The sequence below is a fragment of the Pseudomonas sp. MH10 genome, assembly GCF_034353045.1.
Taxonomy (GTDB): Bacteria; Pseudomonadota; Gammaproteobacteria; order Pseudomonadales; family Pseudomonadaceae; genus Aquipseudomonas.
In genome coordinates, this window is the sequence record NZ_CP133783.1 from 863177 (window position 1) to 887686 (window position 24510).

Here is a 24510-nt window from a genome sequence, read left to right on the forward strand (position 1 = left end):
TCATATGCTCTGGGCCTGTGTCTTGCTGCCACAGTTGGCGCTCGACGGCGTAATGCGCCGTCGCGCCGACCCCGATCAGCCGTTGGCGCTGCTGACCGGCACTGCACAGCGTCGCGTATTGCAGACCGTCAATCCGGCTGCGCGGGCGTTGGGCCTGCGTGCCGGACAATCGTTGACGGCAGCGCAAGCATTAGTCCGGGATTTTGCGACAGTGGAATATGAGCCGACCGATGTCGAACGTTGGCACCGTCTATTGGCTGCGTGGGCCTACCGGTTCAGTTCCCAGGTCAGCCTGAAATACCCTCGGGTATTGATGATGGAAATCGAATCCAGCCTGGGCCTGTTCGGGCCGTGGCCGGTGTTTGAGAAACGCTTGCGGGACGAATTGAGCGCCTTGGGGTTTCACCATCGAATCGTGGTCGCACCCAACCCAGCGGCGGCGCGGATGCTGACCAATGTGCATGACGGTCTCGCCGTAACCTGCCGCGAATCTCTACACGAAGTGTTGGCGCGGATGCCCATCGACCGCATCGGACTGAGCCGTGAGGTTTCCACTGCCTTTTCACGCATGGGTTTGCGTACGCTGCAGCACGTACTGGCCCTGCCGCGCGACACCTTGGCGCGGCGCTTCCCGGCGCAGGTGTTACAGCATCTGGATACCCTGCTGGGCGAGCGAGCGTTAGCGCTGGAGTGTTACTTGCCACCGGACTTTTTTGACACGCGAATCGAGCTGAATTTCGACGTCGAGTCCCACCAAGCGCTGCTATTCCCGCTCAAGCGTTTGATCTCTGATTTGGCCGTGTTTCTCGCCGGGCGTGACAGCGGCGTGCAGCGTTTCGCGATTCATCTGGAACACCTGGAAGGCAAAGACACAGTGGTGCCGGTCGGATTGCTGAGTGCCGAGCGTGAAACCGCGATGCTGTTCGAGCTGGCCCGGGGTCGACTGGAGCAAATACAGGTGTCTTCACCGGTGCGGGCGCTGCGTTTGCTGGCCCGGGATCTGCCGAGTTTTGTTCCCACCCACCGCGAGCTGTTCGATGAGCGTCCGCAACAGGCATTGCCTTGGGAGCAACTGCGCGAACGGTTGCGAGCGCGATTGGGTGATGAAGCGGTCAACGGTTTGCGTGCCCATGCCGATCACCGTCCCGAATGCGCTTGGCAACCGAGCATTGAAACCAAGTCCACTGGACCGCTGCTGATGGCTTTGCGTCCGGGTTGGTTATTGCGTGAGCCGGTGCCGTTGAGCGAGTCGGCCGTGCGTATTCTCGCGGGCCCCGAGCGTATCGAATCCGGTTGGTGGGATGGCGGCGATGTGCGGCGCGATTACTTCCTGGTGGAAACCCGTTCTGGTCAGCGTGCCTGGGCCTATCAAACGGTGGGTGAAAACGGAAGTTTGCAGTTGCAGGGATGGTTTGCATGACGGCCGAGACGACGGGCTATGTCGAGCTGCACTGCCTGAGTAACTTCAGTTTTCAGCGCGGAGCGTCCAGCGCCAAGGAGTTGTTCGAGCGTGCCCAGCGCCACGGTTATCAGGCGCTGGCGATTACAGATGAGTGCACGCTTGCTGGTATTGTCCGTGCTTGGCAAGCGTCACGCGATTGCGGTTTGCCGATGATTGTCGGCAGCGAAATACGCATAGAAAACGGCCCGGCGTTGGTGCTGCTAGCAGAAAACCTCAGTGGTTATCAGGCCCTTTGCCGGTTGATCACTGTCGGTCGGCGTCGCGCCAAGAAGGGCGAGTACCGCCTGTTGCGTGAAGATTTCTGCGGGCCGTTAGAGGGGTTGTTGGCGCTCTGGCTACCGGATTTACTCAGTGACACCTGTCCAGAACACGGCCATTGGTTGAGCCGCGTGTTCCCCGAGCGCTTATGGCTCGCTGTTGAATTGCATCGTGGCCCTGACGATGCTCAGCGCCTGAGCGATCTCTTGGTGCTGGCCGAGTGCATGAACATTCCGGCCGTGGCCAGCGGCGATGTACACATGCACGCCCGTGGCCGACGCGCCCTGCAAGACACCATGACGGCGATTCGTCACCACACCACCGTGGCTGAGGCTGGGCATCGCTTGTTCCCCAATGGCGAACGGCATTTACGCTCATTGCCGCAGCTGGCAGCGCTGTACCCGGCGCACGTGCTGGCAGAAACCGTGCGTATCGCCCAGCGTTGCAGTTTCGATCTGGGTCAGTTGCGTTATGAATACCCCCATGAGTTGGTGCCCAAAGACCACACTGCGGCCACTTGGCTGCGACAGATGACGGAAGAAGGCGCGCTTCGTCGCTGGCCTGGCGGTGCGCCCGAGAAAGCCCGTACGTTGATCGAGCGTGAATTGAGCCTGATCAGCGAAATGGGTTATGAAAGCTATTTTCTGACCGTACATGACATCGTCCGCTTCGCCCGTAGCCAAGCCATTCTGTGTCAGGGTCGCGGCTCAGCCGCCAACTCGGCGGTGTGCTTTGCCCTGGGCATCACCGAGTTAAATCCAGCGGTCAGCAATATGCTGTTCGAGCGCTTCATGTCCAAAGAGCGCAACGAACCGCCGGACATCGATGTCGATTTTGAACACGAGCGCCGCGAAGAAGTGTTGCAGTACGTGTTTCAGCGCTATGGCCGGGGCAGGGCGGCGCTCACCGCCGTAGCCAGCACCTATCACGGCTCCGGGGCGGTGCGCGATGTGGCCAAGGTGTTGGGTTTGCCGCCCGACCAGATCAATGCGTTGGCAGATTGCTTTGGCAGTTGGAGCGATAACTTGCCGCCGCCGGAACGCCTGCGCGAGTGCGGTTTCGAGCCCGACAGCCCGATCTTGCGCCGGGTCTTGGCCTTGACCGGAGAATTGATCGGTTTCCCTCGGCACCTGTCCCAGCATCCGGGTGGCTTCGTCATCTCCGAACACCCGCTGGAAACCCTGGTGCCGGTGGAAAACGCGGCCATGGCCGACCGCACCATTATTCAGTGGGACAAAGACGATCTGGACATGGTCGGGCTGCTCAAAATCGACATTCTGGCGCTGGGCATGCTCAGCGCCTTGCGCCGCACCTTCGATCTGGTGCGCCGCTACCGGGGGTATGACCTGACGCTGGCAACCATCGAGCAAGAGGATGCACCCACCTACGACATGATCAGCCGTGCGGACACAGTGGGCGTGTTTCAGATCGAATCCCGAGCGCAAATGGCTATGCTGCCACGCCTGCAACCCAGGACTTTTTACGATTTGGTCATCGAAGTGGCCATCGTTCGGCCGGGGCCGATTCAGGGCAACATGGTGCACCCGTACTTACGGCGGCGTAATAAAGAAGAACCCATCAATTATCCCTCCGAAAAACTTAAAGCGGTGTTCGAACGCACCCTCGGCGTGCCGCTGTTTCAGGAGCAGGTTATGGAATTGGCGGTGGTCGCTGCCGATTACACGCCGGGGGAGGCCGATCAACTGCGCCGCTCCATGGCCGCCTGGAAACGCCACGGCGGGCTTGAACCGCATCAAAAGCGCTTGACCGAAGGCATGCTCAAGAACGGTTACACCCTGGAATTTGCCAACCATATCTTTGAACAGATCAAAGGCTTTGGCAGCTATGGCTTCCCGGAATCCCATGCTGCCAGTTTTGCCCTGCTGACATACGCCAGTTGCTGGCTCAAATGCCACGAACCTGCGGCCTTCGCTTGCGCGCTGATCAACAGTTGGCCCATGGGTTTCTACAGCCCCGATCAGATCCTGCAGGACGCCCGTCGTCACCAGATCGAAATCCGTCCTGTGGATGTGCGCTACAGCGAGTGGGATTGCTCCCTTGAACCGTGTAATGCGGATCTGGCGATTCGCCTCGGCCTGCGCATGGTCCGAGGCTTTCGTGAGGAAGACGCGAAGCGCATCGAAAAAAACCGAACCCAGCGGGCGTATATCGATGCCAGCGATCTGTGCGAACGCGCCGGTCTTGACCAGCGGGCTCGGGAGTTATTGGCAGATTCCGGAGCGTTACGCGGTTTGCTCGGGCACCGGCATCTGGCGCGCTGGGAGGTGGCGGGCGTCGAAGCGCAACGACCCTTGTTTGCAGAACAAACGGCCATCGAAGAACCCCAAGTGCCGTTGCCGTTACCCACCGTGGGCGAAGATATGTACGCCGATTACGACACCCTCGGGACGACACTCGGCCCGCATCCGCTGGCTTTGTTGCGGCCTCAGTTGAGCGCCCGACGCTGCCGCAGTTCAAGAGACCTGATCAGCATCGAGCACGGGCGCAGCATCAATGCCGCAGGGCTGGTCATCGGTAGACAACGACCGCAAACCGCCAGCGGGGTAATTTTCGTCACCTTGGAAGATGAGCACGGAATGATCAACGTGGTGGTCTGGCAGGATTTGGCCGAACGCCAACGTCGCGTATTGGTGGGCTCGCGGTTGTTGCAGGTCTATGGTCGCCTTGAATCAAAAGACGGCGTACGGCATTTGATCGCCCAACGCTTGCAAGACCTGACGCCGCTGTTGACGGGATTGGATGTACGCAGTCGGGATTTTAAATAACCGATAAACATTTCTGTAGGAGGAACCGCCACGTCTTCGACGCCGCGCTGTCGCGCAGCAAACTGTGTGGCACTTTGTGTGGTTTGAGGTTGCAGGGTGGCAGGACTGAAGCCTTCCCGAATAAATTCGGTCCCACAGTTTTGACGCTGCACAGATTTCAAGGAGCTGCCGAAAAGTAGTTTGAGATCCAACGTGTTGGCGAAGCGGTTTACCTGTGACACCGCATCAGGCCATTCGCCAACACGTTGGCTCCTACAGATTTATCAATGGGTCATTGGGTCTTTAGCTTCGTCCTTGCTCATGGTGTCTTTCTTCATAGCGTCTTTGGACATACTGTCTTTGCTCATGCTGTCTTTCTTCATTGCATCTTTTTTCATCGCATCTTTGGACATGTTGTCCTTGCTCATGGTGTCTTTTTTCATCGCGTCGTTGGACATGCTGCTTTTGCTCATGGCATCGCCGCTGGTTGTGTCGGCTGCGAAGGCACTACCAACTGCACCCAGGGCCATGCACATGGACAATACGACTACGGATAATTTTTTCATGAGTAATTCCCTTCAAACGTTGGTTGGAGAGGCGAACAACCTGTGCTGCACGCCGTTAGTTATTCGCTAACTGGTCTCCATTGTTGAGCGCTCGCCGTAACGAAGTCCTCACGCATTGTTAAATTAAACGTGATAACTCGATGGCACCTCCAACGCCTTCAGATCCGCTGCGCTTTTAACGATTCAGCGATGTAATCGGCTTGTCGAATGGCCAGGGTGACGATGGTCAAGGTCGGATTCTCTGCCGCACTGGTAGTGAATTGGCTGCCATCGGAGATGAACAGATTCGCGACCTCATGGCTCTGTCCGTGGCTGTTGCACACGCCGTCTTGCGCGTTGGCGCTCATTCGGCACGTGCCCATGTTGTGGGTCGAAGGGTAGGGCGGGACGCGGTGGGTTTTGAGTGCGCCGGCCGCTGCGTACACCTTTTCGCCCTGGGTGAATGCATGTTCGCGCATGGCCAGGTCGTTGGGGTGATCGTCGTAATGTACGTTGGCCACCGGCATGCCGAACTGATCCTTGACCGCGTCATTGACGGTGACGCGGTTGGTGGCGCGCGGCATGTCTTCACCGATCAGCCACATACCGGCAAGGTGCGTGTATTGGTCCAACACCCGAGTGAAGTCACGACCCCAAGCCCCGGGATTAAAGAACGCCCCCATGAACGATGGGCCCAGGGAAATCGTTTCCATCTCGTAGCCACCGACGAAACCACGCGAAGGTTTGTTGGCCACTTCGTCGCTGATAATCCCCGCCATGATGGTGCCGCGATAGAAATGCACCGGTTCCTTGAATTCGGCGAACACCGAGCCGGTCATGTGACGCATGTAATGCTTGCCCACCATCCCCGCGCCGTTACCCAGGCCATGGGGAAATAAAGTGCTGGACGAGTTGAGCAACAAACGTGGGGTTTCGATGGCATTACCCGCCACCGCGACCACCCGTGCTTTTTGCCTTTGCAGTTGACCTTTGGCATCCGCGTAAACCACTGCGCTGGCCAGGCCTTTGTCGTCGTGTTCAATACGCACCACTTGGGCCTGTGTGCGCAGTTCAAGTTTGCCAGTGGCTTCAGCCGCGGGGATTTCGGTGTAAAGCGTCGACCACTTCGCGCCCATTTTGCAGCCCTGGAAGCAGAAGCCCAACTGCTGGCACGCGGCGCGCCCGGCTCGAGGTGCGCTGTTGATCGCCATGTGGCCGGTGGAACATTCGGTGTAGCCAAGTTTCTTTGCGCCGTTGTACAGCACTTTAAAGTTGTTGTTGCCGGGCAGACCTGGAACGTTGTTGGTGCGCGTGACGCCCATCTTGTCTTCGGCGCGGGCGTAATAGGGCTCAAGCTCGGCCAGCGTAATCGGCCAATCCAGCAAGTCTGCATCTTTGACCGCGCCGTAGGTTTCTAGCGCGCGAAACTCATAGTCGCGAAAGCGCAAGCTGGCACCGGCCCAGTGCGTTGTGGTGCCACCCACGGTTTTGCAGATCCAGGCAGGCAGGTTCGGGAAGTCTTTCGCCACCCGCCAAGTGCCAGACGTGGTGCGCTTGTCTGACCAGGCAAGTTGAGTGAACGATGGCCATTCGTCGTTAATAAAGGTTGCAGTGGACTGGCGTTCGCCTGCCTCCAGCACCACCACGGAAATACCTTTTTGGCACAGCTCGTTGGCCAAGGTGCCGCCGCCGGCGCCGGAACCAATAATTACTACTACGGTTTCGTCATCAAGTGCATAGGTAGTCATTGCAGTGTTCCTCAAGAAAGGGGGGCAGGGCTGGCATCGGCAGGGGGATTGGGCAACCACGTCAGGTCGTTGAATCCACGGTGCAGATAGCCACCTTTCGGAAAGGAAGCGCCTTCATAACCAAAGTGCAGGTAAGCGAGTTCGTTGCTGTACAGGGACGCCACGGTCGTCCCGCGCACCATGGTGAAAAAGTCGCTGTGTTCTACCGATGCCAGAATTGCGACTTGGTGTGCTTCGTCGAGCTTGAGCCATGAACCACCGGCTTTCTGATCGAGGTCGGCCACGCCATTCTTGAGCAAGTCAGCAATGCCGGGGTCTTTGGAGGCTTTTTCGTCGAGGGCTTTGACCGAGAAGGCGTAAACCGCGTCCTCCATGGTGTCGTGGGGATACATGCGGCGGACGATGACCAGCAGATGATCGCCAGTAGCGCTGTCCAGTGTGGTCATTGGCAGTGCCCAGCTTTGGCTGGGAGCTAATAAGGCGATGGGCCCAGAACCGAACAACAAGGTACCCAGCAGCAGACCGCCGCTTCCCTGAAGAAAGCGGCGGCGATCGAGTTTCAGGTCACTCATGGCTAATTTTCCTTGTTATTTTTTTTGTAGGACGCGATTCAGCTCACTTGATACTAGTAGGCCTGAGGGGAGAGAGGTAATAGCGAGCTACTACGTGGTTATAAGGCCATGGGGCCGATGTGCCCGGTTGGTTTTGTTCAGTTACGTATTGGCGTTGCTGATTTGAATGCCCGAATACACAATCCGCCGCAGCGTTCGTTCACACAGGCCTTAGCAGGCACATCCAGGATGGAGACAAGCCAATGTCAGTTGAAAAGATCAATCACACGTCAGCCCGATCCCCAATTGCCCGCGCCATGGATGTCACGATGATCGCGACCACTATCGGCTCTGCAGCCATCGCCAATATGATTTTCCCCAGTCTAGGAAGCGCTGTCATCGGTGCAATTCTTGGCGCTATCTTCGGTTATCGAGCGACCAAATCGGCCTGAGCTTTCAAGGAATAGGCCGCATGTGCCTTGGGATCACTCACCATGTCCTCCAGTCATGAACAGATGGGGGTATTTCGCGATCAGAAACCTAGCATCCTGATGGGTACCCTGGCGATGATCTGGATTTTCGTTGTGACGGCATATCAAGCTGTTATGCAACCCGTTCGATCAGGGAAGCGACAAGCAAACCCCCAACCCGACGCATCTTGATCGTCATTCGTAGTAACCCCGTATTACCCACCCGCCACCACCCGAACTAGACTGTTCGTCTCCCAACAAGAGCGAATCCCTTCATGCCTTTCGTCAGCGAAAATCAGCCCGGTGTCTGCCTGACACCCGATCCCGTTACTCAGGATTATGTGTTCAACCACACCATGCTTCGGGTCAAAGATCCCCAACGATCCCTGGACTTTTACAGCCGTGTGCTGGGCATGCGTTTGCTGCGCAAGGTGGACTTTCCAGAAGCCAAATTCTCCCTGATGTTCTTGGCCATGACGAAGGGCGACGCCGTGCCGGACGAGTCTGGAGAGCGCCAGGTGTATACCTTTGGCCGTGAATCGGTGCTGGAGTTGACTCATAACTGGGGCACGGAGACTGACGATTCGCAGTACCACAACGGCAATCAGGAACCGCGCGGTTTCGGTCATATCTGCTTTTCGGTGCCGGACATCGAAGCCGCTTGTGTGCGCTTCGATGCCTTGCAGGTGCCGTTCGTAAAACGTTTGGACAAAGGTATGAAACACGTGGCTTTTATCAGCGACCCGGATAACTACTGGATCGAGATCGTCCAGGCGGATTTGCTCGCCAATCTCGGCAAAAGCTGACTGCGATCAGGCGTCTGATTCCGTCAGTGCCGAATACACCAACGTGCGCAGTTTCTGTCTGATTGGGTACGCGCTCGACGGCATCAGCTGAGTCATGAACACCACCGCAATGTCTTCCACCGGGTCGATCCAGAAACCGGTAGAAGCCATGCCGCCCCAAAAGAACTCGCCCAGTGAACCCATGTTCAGCGTGCGGGCTTGATTAATCGTGACGGCAAACCCCAATCCAAAACCCAGTCCATCGACCAGAGATTCACTGAACGGCGAGTCGGACATTTCTCCCAGCTCCTTGCCGCCCGGCAGGTGGTTCATGGTCATCAGTTTCAACGTTTTCGGGCTAACAATTCGCACGCCGTCCAGTTCGCCACCGTTGAGCAACATACGGCTGAAGCGCATGTAGTCGTCGGCGGTTGAGACTAGACCGCCGCCGCCGGATTTTGTGGCAGGGTCGCTCAAGAAGGCACTGGTGGCGGGATCGTCTTGCAATACGACATTGCCGTGTTGATCCAGGGCGTAGCAGGCAGTCAGCCGGTGTTCTTGGCCTGTGCGCACCGAAAAATCGGTATCCACCATGTTCAGCGGCTGAAAAACTCGCTCACGGAGAAACGTCTCGAACGGCATCCCCGAAATCACCTGCACCAAATAACCCAGTACGTCGGTGGAAACCGAATAATTCCAGGCTTCGCCGGGGTCAAATTCAAGCGGCACGCTGGCCAGCGCTGTGACAAACGCTTCAAGACCTCCCTCGCTGTTAACGCCGTCCAGCTTGAGGTGGCGATAGGCAGCGTCGACGTTGCTGCGTTGTTGAAATCCATAAGTCAGGCCAGAGGTGTGGCGCAACAAATCAATGACCTGCATCGCTTGGGTAGGCTTGCGCGTCTGGAAGGCGCCGGTTACGCCCGCTTGAAACACACCGAGGTTTGCCCAGGAGGGGATATAGCGCGCCACCGGATCATCCAATGAAACCTTACCTTCCTCGACCAGCATCATGAAGGCGATGGAAGTAATGGGTTTAGTCATCGAATAAATACGAAACAGGCTGTCGGCCTTCAGTGGCAGACCGCGCTCTTTGTCCGCAGAGCCTAACACCGAGCTGTACGCCAGTTGGCCGTGGCGCCAGATTTGTGTCGACGCGCAGGGCAACTTTCCGGTGTCTATGTATTCTTTCTGAATGAACGCGTCGATACGTGCCAAACGCTCGGAAGAAAGTCCTACAGATTCGGGAATGATCAAGGGGCGGTTCTCCAGTAAAGAAAGGGCGCGATGCCCCTCACCTTATCTGAACCACCTCGGTAAACGCAGCCATCTTGGGCGCGCGTACGAAATTGTGCCGTGCATCTGGAAATCGGGTGGTATCAGGCGCAATACCGCCTTGATTCATTGGGTTGGCTCGGAACTTGTTTCAAAATTAAGCCTCAATAGCGCATTACGTGTGACCTGAACGGGCCAAACCTATTCACAGTTGGACGTTTGAATAAATGCGCGGGTACCATCGCGTCCAGATAAGCAAAGACGTTGTCTGGAAGGGTTTGCCTTCGTATTTTCTGTGCGCAGCGCCGTGCCTTGAACCCTTGATGTGGCGAGTCTGGCAGTACCATTTTGATGGCTTGGGGCGGAGGGCGAATGAAGCTACAACGGGATTATGAGTTGGGGGAACCCTTCTATCGCCAGCAGGTGGAAGGAACCCGACGCTCGTCGCGATCGACTCATGGCCTTTGGATACATGCGTTATGGCTCGTCCCGATTTTGGCATTGGCCGCCATCGCGCGCTTTTACGGTTTGACCCAAACCGCGATTTGGTGCGACGAAGGCTCCAGCCTGCTCATGAGCCAGTACTCGCCCGCGCTGACCTGGTTTCACAGCGCGCACGACGTACACCCCCCGCTTTATTACCTGCTGCTGCATGCCTGGATGAATGTCTTCGGTAACGGGATCTTTTCGATTCGGGCCATGAGTGCTTTACCCGGTATCGCGACCGTGGGCCTCGCGGTCTGGTTGATGCGCTTAATCACGACCCCCCGCGCGGCGGTGCTGGGCGGGGTGTTACTGGCCTTAATGCCCATCGTCGTGCGCTACAGCCAGGAAGTACGCATGTACTCTCTGATGGGCTTCTGGCTGATGGGTGCAACCGTGGCGCTGGTGTATTGGGTCAAAAACCCTAGCCGCAAGCGTTATCTGGCGATCTATGCGCTGTTGATGACCGCAAGTTTCTATACCCATTACTTCACCTGCCTTTGCGTGCTGGCTCACTGGTTCTACTTGTTGATGCTGCGCTGCAAGTCTGAGGACAAACTCAAGCTGATCACACGACCAGCCTGGTGGGTGACCAACGTCGCAATTATCGTGCTGTATGCGCCTTGGATTCCTAGCTTGGTTGGGCAGTTGACCCACCTTGATCAATTGCGGGTCGGCGGTGATGTAGGCTGGATTCCACCCATCACCCTGGATTCTTTACCGTCGGCGATCTGGCAATTTCTGACCTTGAAAGACGGTGGCGACGTTTGGTTTCCGCTGTATCTGTTAATGCCGCTGGCCATCGCGACTATCGCAGTCATGGTTGTCGTCCGAGACCGAAGCGACTACCGGTTTAATGGACTGCTGGTGGCGTACACTTTCCTGCCGCTGCTGGTGATTTTTGCGGTGTCGTTCGTGACACCGTTGCTGGTCGAGCGGTACTTAATGTTTGCCGCCATTGGCTTACCGTTGGTGTTGGCGGTCGCCATCGATCAGCTTGAACGACGTTTTCGTTTTCTGGCGATTGGCCTGCTGGTCGGAGTGCTGGGCATTGAAATGGTCGGTTTAAAGAATAACTACAGCGTGGACAACGAACAGTTCGACGTCCTGGTCAACTACGTCAATCAAAACTACGTCGCGGGCGACCGCATCGTGGTGAGCGATTTGTTCTGGTATTTCGGCTACGTCTATTACAACAAGACTGGCGCACAGCCCTTGCTCTATACACCCACTTTGCCTGACGGCACTTCGGGCCGTCCGAACGCTTACGGCTTCGGCACCTTGGTGGACGAAGACGCGGATAAAATCTACGTTGATCGCTTGCAGGTAATGCCCAAAGGCACCGGTCGAGTGTGGTTGGTCAGTGGGAGCTACCAGCCCGATGATTTCCGCTCGATCCCAAGCGAATGGAATAAAGAGACAGAATTGAAAGTAGGCGATACCGAGGTTCGTTTGTACACAATTCACTGAGTGTTATCGATTACGAGGTCACAAGGCGGGCTGCGCAAAACACAGCCCGCTTTTTTATTGCTGCAACAGACTCAATCTTCCGCGGTGGGGTAGTCGACGTAGCCCTCAGGCCCTTGGCTGTACCAGGTCTGCATGACGTCATCGTTGAGCGGCAAGCCGTTGGCGAAACGATGCGGTAAGTCTGGGTTGGCAAGGAACGGCCGCCCAAAAGCGATGCCGTCAGCTTCGCCTGCGACCAGTGCAGCCTGAGCACGCTCAAAGCTGTAATCGGAATTCAAAAACAGCGCGCCGCGGAAGGCCTTGCGAATCACCGGATGAATCGGCGGTCGGTCGGCTTTGCCGAAGGTGCCATTGAACGGCGGTTCGCGCAGTTCCAGGTAAGCGATGCCAATCTTGTCCAGCGCTGCCGCTGCGGCGCCAAACAGAGCTTCCGGATTGCTGTCATTGACGCCCTGGGAGTCACCGTTGGGCGACAACCGTACGCCGGTGCGCTCGGCGCCGATGGTGTCGGCAACCCGCTGAGTAACCTCGACCAACAATCGAATGCGGTTTTCGATCGAACCGCCGTATTCATCTTGTCGGAAGTTGGTGTTGTCACGCAGGAATTGATCAATCAGGTACCCGTTGGCTGCGTGGATCTGCACCCCATCAAAACCGGCTGCCATGGCGTTTTTAGCGGCCTTGGCGTAGTCGTCGAGCAAACGTTTGATGTCCTCGACGCTCAACGGCCGCGCCAATGCATACGGTTGCTTGCCGTCATAGGTATGGGCACTGCCCGGCGCGGTAGTGGCCGACGATGAAACCGGCTGCGCACCGCCAAGGAAGCTTGGGTGGACAATACGGCCCATGTGCCACATCTGCAGATCGATACGCCCGCCCGCTTGATGAACAGCGTCGGTCACAGCTTTCCAGGCGTGAACCTGCTCATCGCTCCAGATTCCAGGCGCATACGGCCAGCCTAAACCTTCCTGACTGATGCCGGTCGCTTCAGTGATGATCAAACCGGCACTGGCTCGCTGGGAGTAGTACTCGATCATCAATTCAGTGGGTACATGCTCACGGGTCGCACGACCGCGGGTCAATGGCGCCATCAATATGCGGTTAGGCGCAGAGACGGTGCCGATTTTCAACGGATCAAAAAGGGATGGCATTCAGATTTCCTTTTAAAAAGCATTTTAGAAGGCGGTCATCAACAGACTCTGTAGGAGCGAACTTGTTCGGGAAGGGCCAGGCATAGCGTTTCAGACAAATCGCACCGCCTTTAGCGATCATCCACCGCGCCGCGGGCGCGATACGATGGATTCAATGTTCTTGCGACCGATCAACTTGGCTTGTGCGGGAACGGATTTTTCTATCGGATCCGCCAGCCATTTGAACATGACCAGGCAATCCACCAACCCCAACCGCGCATGCTGATAAGCGCGGGGCAAGCGCCCGACGGTCTCGAATCCTAGCCGGTGCCACAACGCGACGGCCACTTCGTTGCTGGACACCACTGAATTGAACTGCATCGCCAAAAAGCCGCTGTCGCGGGCCAGTTGCTGGGAGTGTTCGCACATCAGCCGGGCAACGCCACGCCCGCGGGCCGCCTCACTGACCATGTAGCCGCAGTTGCAGATGTGACTGCCGGGGCCTGCGGCGTTGGCTTTTAGGTAATAACTGCCGAGCACGACACCGTCTTCTTCGGCGATCAACGTATGCAGCGGCGTCTGCAACCACAGTTGAAGCGCCTGTTCCTGGGTAATTTCAGGGTCGTAGGCGTAGGTTTCACGCGCAGTGACAATGGCCTGAAAGGTCGGCCAAAAACCCTCGAAATCGGCGGCGGTCATGGGGCGGATCTGGATCATGGTGTGCTCTGGGCGTTTGGCTGTCGGTCAGTCTGGCAGTCTTCCTGCAAAAATTAAACGCCGTGGTGATTGCCCAGAGATGCGCCGTTATGTCGCACGACGCTTCATCGCCTTTAAATCAGCCGCGTGTAGGAAGTTTCACTGCATCATTGACCGCCTACTCAACACAGGCTGGTGTCGCATCCGACGGGACGGTGTTAGATTCCGCGCCCATGAAAATCGCCCGAATCCCCGTGATCACAGAGCACCGCTTGCGGATGCCTCTGCACGCGCTATTCGACGGGGCGTCTTTCACGTGATGCGCAGCAGCAAGGGATCGATCGGCGCATGGCTCAGTTTGTTCGCCATGCTGATGATCTTCCTTGGGCCATTGGTCTCTCAGGGCATGAGCTTGTCTCATGGCATGAACGACGCCATGACCATGGGCGAGATGCCGTGCCACGACAGCATGCCTGGCATGGCGCAGGCTTCCGAGCCGGCTAAAATCAGCCCGCCTCACAGCCTGGTGGTCTGGGAGAAGTGCGGGTATTGCTCGCTGCTGTTCCAGCATCCGGCGTTACCGCCATCTACCTTCACTGTCGTCCGCTCGGGCTACCCTCCCGCGTTATTTCGGGTGTCTTGCGTCGCGCCGCAAGCGGCAATGCCTCCGGTGTTTCCCGGGGCCAGGACTCGGGCGCCACCTGCACTCTGCTGATCGTCATTCACCCTGTTTCCCAAGGCAAAAGCTGAGCAGGGCGCACACGCGCCGGCCCCCGTGCGGGCGCTCATCTTTGTGAACCTGTTATCCCGGATAACGCTGACTTTTCAACGGACGATTTCATGCGCTCGATCTTTAACGCGTCCCTGTTTCACCTGCGCCCGCAGCATCTTTACTGGCGTCAGGCGTTTGCATTCTTTTTGGGCTTGACCCTGCCCGTGTGTGTAATGGCCGCTGAGCCTGAAGACCTTGATTCGACACCCGTACCGCCGCCATTGGTATTGGAACCGACAGTGATTACGGCTGTTCAACAAAGCTCACCGCTGACCATCATCACTAACCCAAAAGACCCACGCCAGCCGGTCCCGGCCAGCGATGGCACGGACTACCTCAAGACCATTCCCGGCTTTTCGGCGATTCGTAATGGCGGAACCAACGGCGATCCCGTGCTGCGCGGCATGTTCGGCTCACGCTTAAACATTCGCACCAACGGTGGGCTGATGCTCGGCGCGTGTCCGTTTCGAATGGATGCGCCCAGTTCTTACATAGCCCCGGAAACGTTCGACAAACTCACCGTAATCAAAGGGCCCGAAACAGTGCTGTGGGGGCCGGGAGCTTCAGCCGGTACGGTGTTGTTTGAGCGCGGCCCGGAACACTTTGCCCAATTGGGCAGCCGCTTGAGTGGTAGCGTGCTGGCCGGCTCCAACGGGCGCTTCGACAAAGTACTCGACGGCGCGGTCGGCGGACCGCAAGGCTATCTGCGCGCCGTCGGCAACCAGTCACAGGCGGATGACTATAAAGACGGTGGCGGCCACACAGTGCCTTCGCGCTGGGACAAATGGAACGGCGATGTGTCGCTGGGTTGGACGCCCGACGCCGATACGTTGTTGGAGTTGACGGCGGGTAAGGGCAACGGGGAAGCTCGCTATGCCGGGCGCAGCATGGACGGAACGCAGTTTAAACGTGAAAGCCTCGGGCTGAAGTTCGAGAAGAGCAACCTCGGCGGGGTGCTGGATAAGTTCGAAACGCAGGTCTACTACAACTACGCCGATCACATCATGGACAACTTCCGCCTGCGGACACCGGACCCCAGCAGCATGATGCCAATGCCCATGGCTTCAGAAGTCGACCGTCGCACGCTGGGCGGGCGCATGGCGGCCACCTGGAAGTGGACCGAGGTGGAACTGATAACCGGGGTCGATGCATTGCGCAGCGAACACCGTGTGCGTGATTCCGAATACGCCATGATGACCGATACCTTTACCGACACCGACGAAATGGCCTGGAGCAAAGACGCGGTCGAGCACAATTACGGTGCTTTTGCGGAACTGACCTGGTATGCCGCTGAACGCTCACGGGTAATTACCGGCGCTCGACTGGACCGCGCCTTAGCCAAGGATTACCGGCAAACCCTGCGCAGCATGTCAATGAGTTCGTCCAACCCCACCGCCGGCGATACCCGCGCCGATACTTTGCCCAGCGGTTTCGCACGTTACGAATACGACTTGGCCGACTCACCCACCACCGTGTATGTCGGTATTGGCCATGTGCAGCGTTTTCCTGACTACTGGGAGCTGTTTTCAGCGGGTAGCGGTCCGGCGGGCACGAGCAATGCGTTCAGTGGCGTGAAGCCTGAAAAAACCACACAAATCGACTTCGGCGTTCAGTACAACCGTGACGATTTGCAGGCTTGGGCGTCCGGTTATGTAGGCCAAGTGCAGGATTACATCCTGTTCGACTACAGCACCAGCATGATGGGCATGAGCAGCTCCAAAGCCGAAAACGTTAATGCTCGAACCCTGGGCGGTGAACTGGGGGCGGCGTACCGTTTGACGCCCAACCTGAAGGCCGACGCAACCATGGCTTACGCTTGGGGCAAAAACACCTCCGACGGCCAGGCCTTACCCCAAATGCCGCCGTTGGAAACCCGCCTTGGCCTGACGTATCAAAAAGGTGCGTGGGGCGCCGGGGCGCTATGGCGGATAGTTGCCGAGCAAAATCGGGTGGCAGTCAATCAAGGCAATGTGGTGGGTCAAGACTTCGGCAAGAGCGCCGGGTTCGGCGTGTTCTCACTGAACACCAGCTACCGAATCAGCAAACAGCTGAAAGTCAGCACCGGCGTCGATAACCTGCTGGGCAAAGACTATGCGGAGCACCTGAACCTTGCGGGCGATGCAGGCTTTGGCTATCCGGGCGACAAGGCGATCAATGAGCCGGGCCGTACCCTGTGGACCAAGGTCGATTTCAGCTTCTAAAATTTCGGCTGGAAAAGGTGACTTGTTGGTGAGGAGGTGTGCAAGCCGGGCCGCATCCTGTCTCTCGCCAACAGGTTGACCCTCGTCAAACACGATGTAACTCATTGAAATATCAACATTTAAACTGTAGGAGCTGCCGAAGTCTGCGATTCGACCGGGAACCGGTCGCTTTCTTAAGACCACTGAAGGTTGTGCCGACCTTATCGCAGCCTGCGGCAGCTCCTACACGTCCAGTTTGCTGCGCGACAGCGTGGCGGGCCCCTCCTACAGACAAAATACGATCTGACAGTCAACCGCATTGTCCGCTTCCCGAATAACAGCCTGCTCAATTTTTTCCGGGCGGACCACCCGCACTGGGGCGCCGGCGTTGCCTCGTCCTGGAGTCAACGCCGCCACGAGCATGATCCAGTTGTTTAGCAAGCGTTTTACGTCTAGGTTGCTGCATCGACCATAAGTACAAAAACAGGAGTCACAGATGCAACCGATTCGTCTCGGTTTAGTGGGCTACGGCAAGATTGCGCAGGATCAGCACGTACCGGCGATTCTGGCCAACCCCGCGTTCCAACTGCTCGCGGTCGCCAGCCTTGGGCAACCGTGCCCAGGGGTAAAAAATTTCAGTTCCTTGGACGAAATGCTCGAGCAGTCGCCAGAGCTGGACGCCATCGCTTTTTGTACGCCGCCTCAGGGTCGTTACGCGTTGGTGCGTGCCGCCTTGGCCGCGGGCAAACACGTTTTGGTGGAGAAACCGCCTTGCGCCACATTGGGTGAAGCCCTGGCGCTGGTGGAACAAGCCCGCGATCAAGGAGTGAGTGGTTTGTTTGCCTGGCATTCACGATTTGCCCCGGGCGTTGAAGCGGCACGCACATGGCTGTCGGGCCGTACCCTCCAGTCCGTGCAGATCGATTGGAAAGAAGACGTGCGCAAATGGCATCCAGGTCAGGCATGGATCTGGCAACCGGGCGGCTTGGGGGTATTTGATCCTGGCATTAACGCGTTATCCATCGTGACCCATTTATTGCCATTGCCTCTGTTCGTTGAGTCAGCCGAACTGCGGGTCCCGAGCAATTGCCAATCACCAATTGCTGCGTCGCTGCGTCTGTCCGACCCAAACCATTTGGACATTCGAGCCGAGTTCGATTTCGACCATGGGCATGATGAACTCTGGAGTATCGAGGTTCGTTGTGCTGATGGAATACTGAGACTGGACAGTGGCGGGGCGTCTCTGAGCATCGATGGTGTTGCCCAGTCAGTAGCCGATGAAGGGGAATACACGGCGGTGTACCGACACTTCGAGCAGTTGATTAGAGGGAAATCCAGTGACCTGGACCTTCAGCCATTGCGTCTGGTAGCGGACAGCTTTTTCGTGGGCAGCCGCGAAAGGGTCGAACCCTTTTACGATTGATCTATGACCGCATATAGTTCGGGAAATGTAGGAACAGCCGAACGCTGCGATAAGGTGGGAGCGACCTTCAGCGGTTTCATGAGGGCGATGAATTGCCGTTGGAACCGCATCCTCCTGCCCATCCTACGGGCTTTATCGTCGGACCTGTGACAAAGGCGTTTCTCTAACAACACGCGCATATATTGATCCAAGACAAGCATGCTAATTATGGGGATGCGACGATTTATACCTTGTATGTGGTTGTACGATATTGTACGGTCCCGTTCAGGCATAAAAGTAATGGCCAAATGCCTTTTTTGATCCGCTTTTTTAAACACGCACATCAAAGCCGCTTAACTGACTATCTTGTTCGCCTGCTAACAGGAAATGCCACACTGACTTTTTTCCTGTGATTGAACAGTAGTTTGTTAGCTAAGTATTTATTCAGCCGTATACGCATATTTATGCGACAACGTTCTGGCGGCATTAATAAGTCAGTAATAAAAGCCTATTATTATGCATACTTTTTTTGCGTAATAATTAACGTATGGGCTGTGCATTATTAACGGAGAGTTGCTGCATGGGCTATCCGAATGAGGGTGTTGATTGTTTGACAATTGAACAATGCATTCCTAATTATCAGCGGTAACTTTGCTAAATAGCCACTGCGCGGCGGTCGTTACGCGGCAAGAATAATAGGGATTGCGCATGAGAAAAAATTCAGCTGTAACCGGCCGCGCCATTCAACTTCCAAGCGATGCAAACATTCTTTCTACGACCGATACCGCTAGCCTGATCACCTATGTGAACCCTGACTTTATAAAATTCAGCGGCTACAGCGAAGCGGAACTGCTAGGTCAGCCCCATAACGTCGTCAGGCACCCGGACATGCCCGCGTTGGCGTTTGAGCATATGTGGGCAACGCTGCACATGGGTCACTCTTGGATGGGATTGGTCAAGAATCGTTGTAAGAACGGCGATCACTATTGGGTCAGTGCGTATGTCACACCTATTCGAAAGAATGGCAAAACAGTCGAATTCCAGTCCGTACGCACTGCACCTTCCGCCGCTCAGGTTGAGGCAGCGGAAAAACTATATACGCAGCTGCGCAGTGGGTCGGGCTCGGCCAGTCGATGGTTGCGATTGGGATTAAGCACAAAAATTTCTGTGCTGGTGTGCAGCTTGATCACGCTAAGCATCTTCAGCCTCGGCAGCGTGCTGTCGATTCCATCGTATGTTTCGCTTCTGGAAACCGCGCTAAGTTGCGCATTAAGCTGTGTCGCCATAGCCGTCGTACTTAGGCCCCTGCGAGGCTTGGCGCGTCAGGTACGCGGGTCAGCAGACAATCCACTGAGCCAGATCCTTTACACGGGCCGGGCGGACGTGGTCGGTCAGATCCAATTTGCGTTGCTGACCGCCCATGCAGAAACCGGTGCTGTTATCGGTCGCATTGCCGATGCGTCTGACCGACTGGGGGGGTGTGCGAAAAACTTGCTGGACGAAATTCATGCGAGCAATCGGCTGACCGTCGAGCAGCAGGTCGAAACCGATCAGATCGCCACTTCAATCACTCAAATGGCGGCCAGCATCCAGGAAGTGGCGCGCAATGCGCAGACTGCTGCCAGCGCGGCGGAAAAGGCTGGCAATGAGACGCGCTTTGGACAGCAATTGGTCAGCGACACCAGCAAGATGATCACTGCGCTGGAAATTGAAATTCATCAGGCCACGAACGTCATCTATGCGTTGGAAAACCACAGCAACGATATTTCCCAAGTGTTGGAAGTGATTGGCGATATCGCGGCACAAATAAACATGTTGGCACTCAATGCCGCAATAGAAGCGGCCCGCGCGGGAGATCAAGGTCGCGGTTTCGCTGTGGTCGCAGACGAAGTACGCAGTTTAGCTGCGCGGACTCAGCAGTCGACCGCCGATATTCAGCAGATGATCAACGCGTTGCAGGACGGTACCCGTTCTGCAGTGAGCGTCATGGAGAAAAGCCGCGATCACGCGCAATTGAGCGTCAGTCAGGCTCGTCAAGCGAGAGAATCGCTAGGCGGCATTGGTCGTGGCGTTCATGAAATCACGGAAATGAACATGCAAATCGCAGCAGCGGTTGAAGAGCAAGGGGAGGTGAGCGAAGGGATTAATCGCAGCGTTGCTAATATTCGGGATGCTACCGAATTGAGCGTTAGCACGAGCCAAAACAATCATAACAACGCAAGTGAAGCTTTACGTCTAACGTCCGCGCTGCATGAATTGACCAAGCAGTTCTGGGCAAAGCTGCATTAATAAGTTGACCACTTCGACATAAATGCGTCACACGATCAAGGATGACCCACCGGATAGCCTGCATGCCCCCCCAACCTATATTTAGCATCAATTTACGCCGTCTAATAATAACGTTGGCACTCTTGAGTGCTGCTCTTACCCTGGTCAACAGCCTTTACGCCAGCTACCGCGTTCAACGCCAATTGTTGATCGATAACACCTTGGAAGCGAACCGTGTCTACGCCACCAAGCTGGCTAACAGCACCGATGTGTTTCTCATCGCGGCCAGGCAACAGCTGGCCTACAGTGCCGCGCTGTTAGCTGACCAACTGGAAAACAAACAAATGCTGCAATCGGAAGTGCGGCGATTGCAGTTGCAGACCAACAGTTTTAATTCAGTCGCGATCGTGGATGAGCAAGGCTGGATATTGGCAGTCTCGCCCGATTTATTTGCCGGAAAGCAAAAAATGGCAAAGACACCCGGCGCCATTGAAGCTTTGGCTAAACAGCAGCCCCTCATCAGTCAGCCGTACATCTCGCTGGCAGGTAATTTGGTGGTATTTATTTCTCACCCTGTTGTCGATCAAGCGGGCCATTACTTCGGGTACATCGGCGGGACGCTGTACCTTAAGAAAAAAAGCATCCTCAATGATCTTCTCGGCGAACAGTACTACCACGACGGTTCCTATCTGTACGTGGTTGATCAAAACCGCCGTCTGTTGTATCACCCGGATCCTGCACGGGTGGGCCAGATCGTGCATGGCAACCCCGTGGTCGAAGCGGTCATTCGTGGGGAGAATGGCAAGAAGCGACTGATTAATAGTAAGGGCGTCAGCATGTTGGCCGGCTATGCCAATGTGCCGTCGGCGCATTGGGGGATCGTGGCGCAAAAGGAGACCGACGCAAGATTGGGAGCCCTCAACAACCTGATGTTGGACATGCTGCGTAACACGGCGCCTTTGGGAATTTTCGGTTTGATTATCGTGTGGTGGCTGGCACGTTTGATTTCACGTCCTCTGCTGCAGTTGGCTGAAAGTGCTCAAGAAATGCAATCACCTGGTGCGGCGGGACGTATTGAGCGCGTGAAGCCTTGGTACTACGAGGCGGCGCAACTCAAGCGCGTCATGTTGGTGGGCGTTCGCTTGCTTCACGCAAAAATTGGCTTGCTCACCAGTGAAGCGCAAACCGACGCGCTTACCGGTTTGTACAACCGCCGTGTCCTGGACAGCTCTCTGGAAAGGCTGAAAGCCGAGCAGATACCCTTTGCTGCGGTGGCCGTGGACATTGATCACTTCAAGCGGGTGAACGATAACTTTGGTCATGGCATCGGCGATCAAGTGCTCAAGCGGCTGGGCGAGTTGATGCGTATCAACACGCGAGACGATGATGTGCTATGCCGCATTGGTGGTGAAGAGTTTTTAATTCTGTTACCCAATAGCTCGCCCGAGGTCGCCCTTAGGGTGTCTGAGCGTTTGCGACAACAAGTCGAACTCACGCTGTTTAAGACCGCTGGGCACATCACGATTTCGTTGGGCGTTGCACATTGGCCGCACACCTCATCCGATATCAATGAAGTTCTGAAGCAGGCGGACACAATGCTTTATACGGCTAAACAGTCTGGCCGAAACAAGGTGGTTGCAGCCCCCGCAGATCCCCGCGAAAAGAATTTGGTTTCTTAGTGTTTGGTGATGATGTCGGTTGTATTCCGTAATGGAATCCATTGCATAAAAAACATGAATTTTATTTATTTAAACCAACGCTGTAGCGTGTGCCGTTCTCCTTCCCTGGATGGTCGGCATGACAACGGTTTCGAATTCCACCCAGCAGCACTGGCAACGTAATTTGGCAGTGTGTGTTTTCGGCTCTTTCACCACGATCATTGCGATGACCTTGTTGCTGCCTTTCTTACCGCTATACGTTGAGCACCTGGGCGTCAGCGACCCCGGCGCCATCGTGCAATGGTCGGGGGTGGCGTTTGGCGCGACCTTTCTTAGCGCCGCGTTTACGGCACCGTTGTGGGGACGGCTGGGCGACCGTTACGGGCGCAAGTTGATGCTGATTCGGGCCAGCCTCGGAATGGCGGTGGCCATGTCGTTGATTGGCTTGGCAGAGAATGTCTGGCAATTGGTTCTGCTGCGGTTATTGGCAGGGTTATTGGGCGGCTATGCCTCGGGCGCGACGATTCTGGTGGCTACGCAAACCCCCAAAGCGCGTTCGGGATGGGCGTTGGGCATGCTGTCTTCGGGAATCATGGCCGGCAGTCTCGTGGGCCCATTGATGGGTGGTTTATTACCGCCATTGATTGGTATCCGTAACACCTTTTTCCTCGCCGGCGCGGTGATATTCGTGACGTTTCTGGCGACGGTTTTTTTCCTGAAAGAAGCACCACGAGCGCCGCGCAAGGCCACTCAGAAAGGTGAGCCGCCTCTTCGCGTCTGGGATCAGATTGACGATAAACGACCGGTAAAAATCATGTTTGTAGTGGCCTGTCTGGTCATGTTCGCAACCATGTCCATCGAGCCGATCATCACTGTTTACTTGCAAGAATTGCACACAGAAAGCCTGACAATGATGGCAGGGGTGGTCATGTCGGCGGCAGCATTGGGCAGCATTATTTCCGCTTCGCGCTTGGGAAAGGTTGCCGACACGGTGGGCCACTGGCGGGTGGTCACGGTCTGCCTGTCAGTGGCGGCAGTGCTGTTGATTCCCCAAGCCTTTGTCACCAATGAATGGCAACTGGTGGTATTGCGCTTCCTGATGGGGTTGGCATTGGGCGGATTATTGCCTTGTATTGCGGCCATCATCCGCCACTCGGTACCCGAGAACATCGCCGGGAGGATGCTCGGGTATTCCACGTCCAGCCAATATGTCGGCCAAGTGCTTGGGCCTTTGACCGGAGGATATCTAGGTGGTCATTTCGGTATGCGGATGGTGTTCATCGGCACCTTTGTCTTAATGGCGGCCTGCGCGGTAGCGATGGTTGTGCTGCGTCCGGTGCCCCAGCCCTTGGCGACATAGCCTTCTTTTCGAACGATGACAATCCCCACTGTGATCACGCCCAGCAACAGAAACAACCCGAACACCCACAGTGCAGCGTGAGCGCCGAAGCGGTCGGCCAGAAGGCCGGTAACAATGACCGGAATGCTGAAACCCATATACGCCAACAGAAAGAACCCGGCATTGACGCGGGGTGTTTCCGAGCCCGCCATCGCCGTGACGGCCGATAGCCCGCCTAAATAAATAAACCCGTAACACGCACTGCTGGCACCCACTGCGCCTATTAATACGGCAGCGAGACAACCGCTGATCGCACCCCACGCCAGCAGTGCATAGCTCAGGGACAAGATCAACAGTCCCAACCCCGTAGCTTTGGCCGGTTGCATCCGTCGAACCCAAGGCTGAAACACCACGCCACTGCTGATCACCAAGAACGTACAGACGCCAGACCAACGTTCAATACCATGGGCTGCAAGCACCGACGGCACGATGGCGATGACTACTCCCGAGGCAGCCCACGCCAACAAAATTGAAAAACTGTAGGGGAGGCTGCCGGCGGGAAATCTAGGCAAGCGTATCAGCGGCGTGTTTTTGACTTTCACTTTAGAGTCCGGCAGCTTCACCACTACAACAATCGCCACGCACGCTAACGCCAATTGCACCCAAAAGCTGCCGGGTGTAACGCTGTCGTGGGAAAGCAGAAACAGGCTGGTCAGCACCGCGCCGAGTCCAAAGCCTAACGACGTACTGGCAGTGACCCAATGAGCGGGGGCGCGAGCATCACCCGTCGACATCAATTCGGTCATGTAGGCCGTGCCGGTGACCGAGGCAAGCCCCGTGCCGATGCCCAACAGCAGCCGCGCCGCGCCCAGTGCCAGCAAATTTGGCCAGAGCAGCATGATGAGCGTCGCCATGATGGATAAACACAGCGCTGTCAGAATCAACGGTTTGCGTCCTACCCGGTCAGCCAGTCCGCCGAGGGCGAGTAACACCGGCAACACGCCCAGTACATAACCGGAAAACGCCAGCGCAGTAGCGCCCGCGCCATAGCCAGACAATTGCGCATAGGTCGTATACAACGGGGCCTGCAAGTTTACCGCGAGGGTGATCAGGCAAAGAACGAACGCTAATCCCCATGAATTCCGATGCTGTGCGTTCAAAGATGCTGCTCCGTAAATAGGCGTTTTAGTTCCTTCACTAAACTCCCGGACTATCTATTCCGGGGGGCGATGTAAACAAGGAACAGACGGGTACCT

18 protein-coding genes and 1 pseudogene are annotated in these 24510 nt (G+C 56.4%); 12 read left to right on the forward strand and 7 right to left on the reverse strand.

Annotated features, from left to right (window positions below):
• Positions 1–4: 4 nt before the first annotated feature.
• Together RHM59_RS03985 and RHM59_RS03990 are read left to right on the forward strand one after the other, a co-directional pair.
• Positions 5–1420 carry a DNA polymerase Y family protein gene (locus RHM59_RS03985; RefSeq protein ID WP_322286000.1) on the forward strand — a complete coding sequence of 472 codons (1416 nt, stop codon included), beginning with the start codon at positions 5–7 and terminating at the stop codon, positions 1418–1420.
• The gene (locus RHM59_RS03990; protein WP_416195049.1) at positions 1408–4506 is read left to right on the forward strand and encodes an error-prone DNA polymerase; all 3099 of its coding nucleotides are present in this window, start codon (positions 1408–1410) and stop codon (positions 4504–4506) included. The genes RHM59_RS03985 and RHM59_RS03990 overlap by 13 nt, the downstream gene beginning before the upstream one ends.
• Positions 4507–4769: 263 nt before the next feature.
• On the opposite strand, the gene RHM59_RS03995 is transcribed toward RHM59_RS03990, so the two are convergent.
• From RHM59_RS03995 to RHM59_RS04005, 3 genes are all read right to left on the reverse strand, one after another.
• Entirely contained in the window at positions 4770–5051 is a 282-nt protein-coding gene (locus tag RHM59_RS03995) for a pentapeptide MXKDX repeat protein (protein ID WP_322170587.1), read from the reverse strand.
• 158 nt (positions 5052–5209) lie between these two features.
• Positions 5210–6778, reverse strand: coding sequence for a GMC family oxidoreductase (locus tag RHM59_RS04000; protein WP_322170583.1), 1569 nt, complete (start codon positions 6776–6778; stop codon positions 5210–5212).
• An 11-nt stretch (positions 6779–6789) separates the two neighbouring features.
• Entirely contained in the window at positions 6790–7350 is a 561-nt protein-coding gene (locus RHM59_RS04005) for a twin-arginine translocation signal domain-containing protein (RefSeq protein ID WP_322170580.1), read from the reverse strand.
• 242 nt (positions 7351–7592) lie between these two features.
• Here RHM59_RS04005 and RHM59_RS04010 point away from each other — a divergent pair, with 242 nt between their 5' ends.
• Together RHM59_RS04010 and gloA are read left to right on the forward strand one after the other, a co-directional pair.
• Positions 7593–7781 carry a hypothetical protein gene (locus RHM59_RS04010; RefSeq protein ID WP_322170534.1) on the forward strand — a complete coding sequence of 63 codons (189 nt, stop codon included), beginning with the start codon at positions 7593–7595 and terminating at the stop codon, positions 7779–7781.
• Positions 7782–8074: 293 nt separating this feature from the next.
• On the forward strand, positions 8075–8605 hold the full coding sequence (gene gloA / locus RHM59_RS04015) for a lactoylglutathione lyase (RefSeq protein ID WP_322170531.1): 531 nt from the start codon (positions 8075–8077) through the stop codon (positions 8603–8605).
• Positions 8606–8611: 6 nt separating this feature from the next.
• Here gloA and RHM59_RS04020 read toward each other — a convergent pair whose 3' ends face one another.
• Entirely contained in the window at positions 8612–9838 is a 1227-nt protein-coding gene (locus RHM59_RS04020; RefSeq protein WP_322170528.1) for a serine hydrolase domain-containing protein, read from the reverse strand.
• A 390-nt stretch (positions 9839–10228) separates the two neighbouring features.
• Between RHM59_RS04020 and RHM59_RS04025 the strand changes: the two genes are divergently transcribed.
• Positions 10229–11809 (forward strand): glycosyltransferase family 39 protein, encoded by a 1581-nt coding sequence (locus RHM59_RS04025; protein WP_322170526.1) that lies wholly within the window; start codon positions 10229–10231, stop codon positions 11807–11809.
• Positions 11810–11880: 71 nt separating this feature from the next.
• On the opposite strand, the gene RHM59_RS04030 is transcribed toward RHM59_RS04025, so the two are convergent.
• On the reverse strand, positions 11881–12960 hold the full coding sequence (locus tag RHM59_RS04030; RefSeq protein WP_322170523.1) for an alkene reductase: 1080 nt from the start codon (positions 12958–12960) through the stop codon (positions 11881–11883).
• A 117-nt stretch (positions 12961–13077) separates the two neighbouring features.
• Positions 13078–13656, reverse strand: coding sequence for an N-acetyltransferase (locus RHM59_RS04035; RefSeq protein WP_322170520.1), 579 nt, complete (start codon positions 13654–13656; stop codon positions 13078–13080).
• 298 nt (positions 13657–13954) lie between these two features.
• Here RHM59_RS04035 and RHM59_RS04040 point away from each other — a divergent pair, with 298 nt between their 5' ends.
• From RHM59_RS04040 to RHM59_RS04065, 7 genes and pseudogenes are all read left to right on the forward strand, one after another.
• A complete protein-coding gene (locus RHM59_RS04040; protein ID WP_322170517.1) occupies positions 13955–14350 on the forward strand; it encodes a DUF2946 domain-containing protein in 396 nt (131 codons plus the stop codon).
• A 125-nt stretch (positions 14351–14475) separates the two neighbouring features.
• Positions 14476–16608 (forward strand): TonB-dependent copper receptor, encoded by a 2133-nt coding sequence (locus tag RHM59_RS04045; RefSeq protein WP_323553503.1) that lies wholly within the window; start codon positions 14476–14478, stop codon positions 16606–16608.
• A gap of 475 nt (positions 16609–17083) precedes the next feature.
• On the forward strand, positions 17084–18010 hold the full coding sequence (locus tag RHM59_RS04050; RefSeq protein WP_322286002.1) for a Gfo/Idh/MocA family oxidoreductase: 927 nt from the start codon (positions 17084–17086) through the stop codon (positions 18008–18010).
• Between the two features lie 687 nt (positions 18011–18697).
• Positions 18698–18979: pseudogene (locus RHM59_RS25320) on the forward strand (PAS domain-containing protein); the annotation flags it as partial.
• A gap of 225 nt (positions 18980–19204) precedes the next feature.
• Positions 19205–20278 (forward strand): methyl-accepting chemotaxis protein, encoded by a 1074-nt coding sequence (locus RHM59_RS04055; RefSeq protein WP_416195073.1) that lies wholly within the window; start codon positions 19205–19207, stop codon positions 20276–20278.
• A 62-nt stretch (positions 20279–20340) separates the two neighbouring features.
• A complete protein-coding gene (locus RHM59_RS04060; protein ID WP_416195050.1) occupies positions 20341–21936 on the forward strand; it encodes a sensor domain-containing diguanylate cyclase in 1596 nt (531 codons plus the stop codon).
• Positions 21937–22054: 118 nt separating this feature from the next.
• Positions 22055–23275, forward strand: coding sequence for an MFS transporter (locus RHM59_RS04065; RefSeq protein WP_322286005.1), 1221 nt, complete (start codon positions 22055–22057; stop codon positions 23273–23275).
• Here RHM59_RS04065 and RHM59_RS04070 read toward each other — a convergent pair.
• Complete coding sequence (locus RHM59_RS04070) at positions 23170–24414, reverse strand: MFS transporter (protein WP_322286006.1); 1245 nt, start codon at positions 24412–24414, stop codon at positions 23170–23172. The two genes, RHM59_RS04065 and RHM59_RS04070, sit on opposite strands and share 106 nt — an antisense overlap.
• Positions 24415–24510: the final 96 nt, after the last annotated feature.

Coding starts and splice junctions, on each gene's coding strand:
- RHM59_RS04060 (WP_416195050.1), top strand. CDS start 20,341: ATGCCCCCCCAACCTATATTTAGCATCAATTTACGCCGTCTAATAATA.
- RHM59_RS04030 (WP_322170523.1), bottom strand. CDS start 12,960: ATGCCATCCCTTTTTGATCCGTTGAAAATCGGCACCGTCTCTGCGCCT.
- RHM59_RS03990 (WP_416195049.1), top strand. CDS start 1,408: ATGGTTTGCATGACGGCCGAGACGACGGGCTATGTCGAGCTGCACTGC.
- RHM59_RS04065 (WP_322286005.1), top strand. CDS start 22,055: ATGACAACGGTTTCGAATTCCACCCAGCAGCACTGGCAACGTAATTTG.
- RHM59_RS03985 (WP_322286000.1), top strand. CDS start 5: ATGCTCTGGGCCTGTGTCTTGCTGCCACAGTTGGCGCTCGACGGCGTA.
- RHM59_RS04040 (WP_322170517.1), top strand. CDS start 13,955: ATGCGCAGCAGCAAGGGATCGATCGGCGCATGGCTCAGTTTGTTCGCC.
- RHM59_RS03995 (WP_322170587.1), bottom strand. CDS start 5,051: ATGAAAAAATTATCCGTAGTCGTATTGTCCATGTGCATGGCCCTGGGT.
- RHM59_RS04000 (WP_322170583.1), bottom strand. CDS start 6,778: ATGACTACCTATGCACTTGATGACGAAACCGTAGTAGTAATTATTGGT.
- RHM59_RS04005 (WP_322170580.1), bottom strand. CDS start 7,350: ATGAGTGACCTGAAACTCGATCGCCGCCGCTTTCTTCAGGGAAGCGGC.
- RHM59_RS04010 (WP_322170534.1), top strand. CDS start 7,593: ATGTCAGTTGAAAAGATCAATCACACGTCAGCCCGATCCCCAATTGCC.
- gloA (WP_322170531.1), top strand. CDS start 8,075: ATGCCTTTCGTCAGCGAAAATCAGCCCGGTGTCTGCCTGACACCCGAT.
- RHM59_RS04035 (WP_322170520.1), bottom strand. CDS start 13,656: ATGATCCAGATCCGCCCCATGACCGCCGCCGATTTCGAGGGTTTTTGG.
- RHM59_RS04045 (WP_323553503.1), top strand. CDS start 14,476: ATGCGCTCGATCTTTAACGCGTCCCTGTTTCACCTGCGCCCGCAGCAT.
- RHM59_RS04025 (WP_322170526.1), top strand. CDS start 10,229: ATGAAGCTACAACGGGATTATGAGTTGGGGGAACCCTTCTATCGCCAG.
- RHM59_RS04050 (WP_322286002.1), top strand. CDS start 17,084: ATGCAACCGATTCGTCTCGGTTTAGTGGGCTACGGCAAGATTGCGCAG.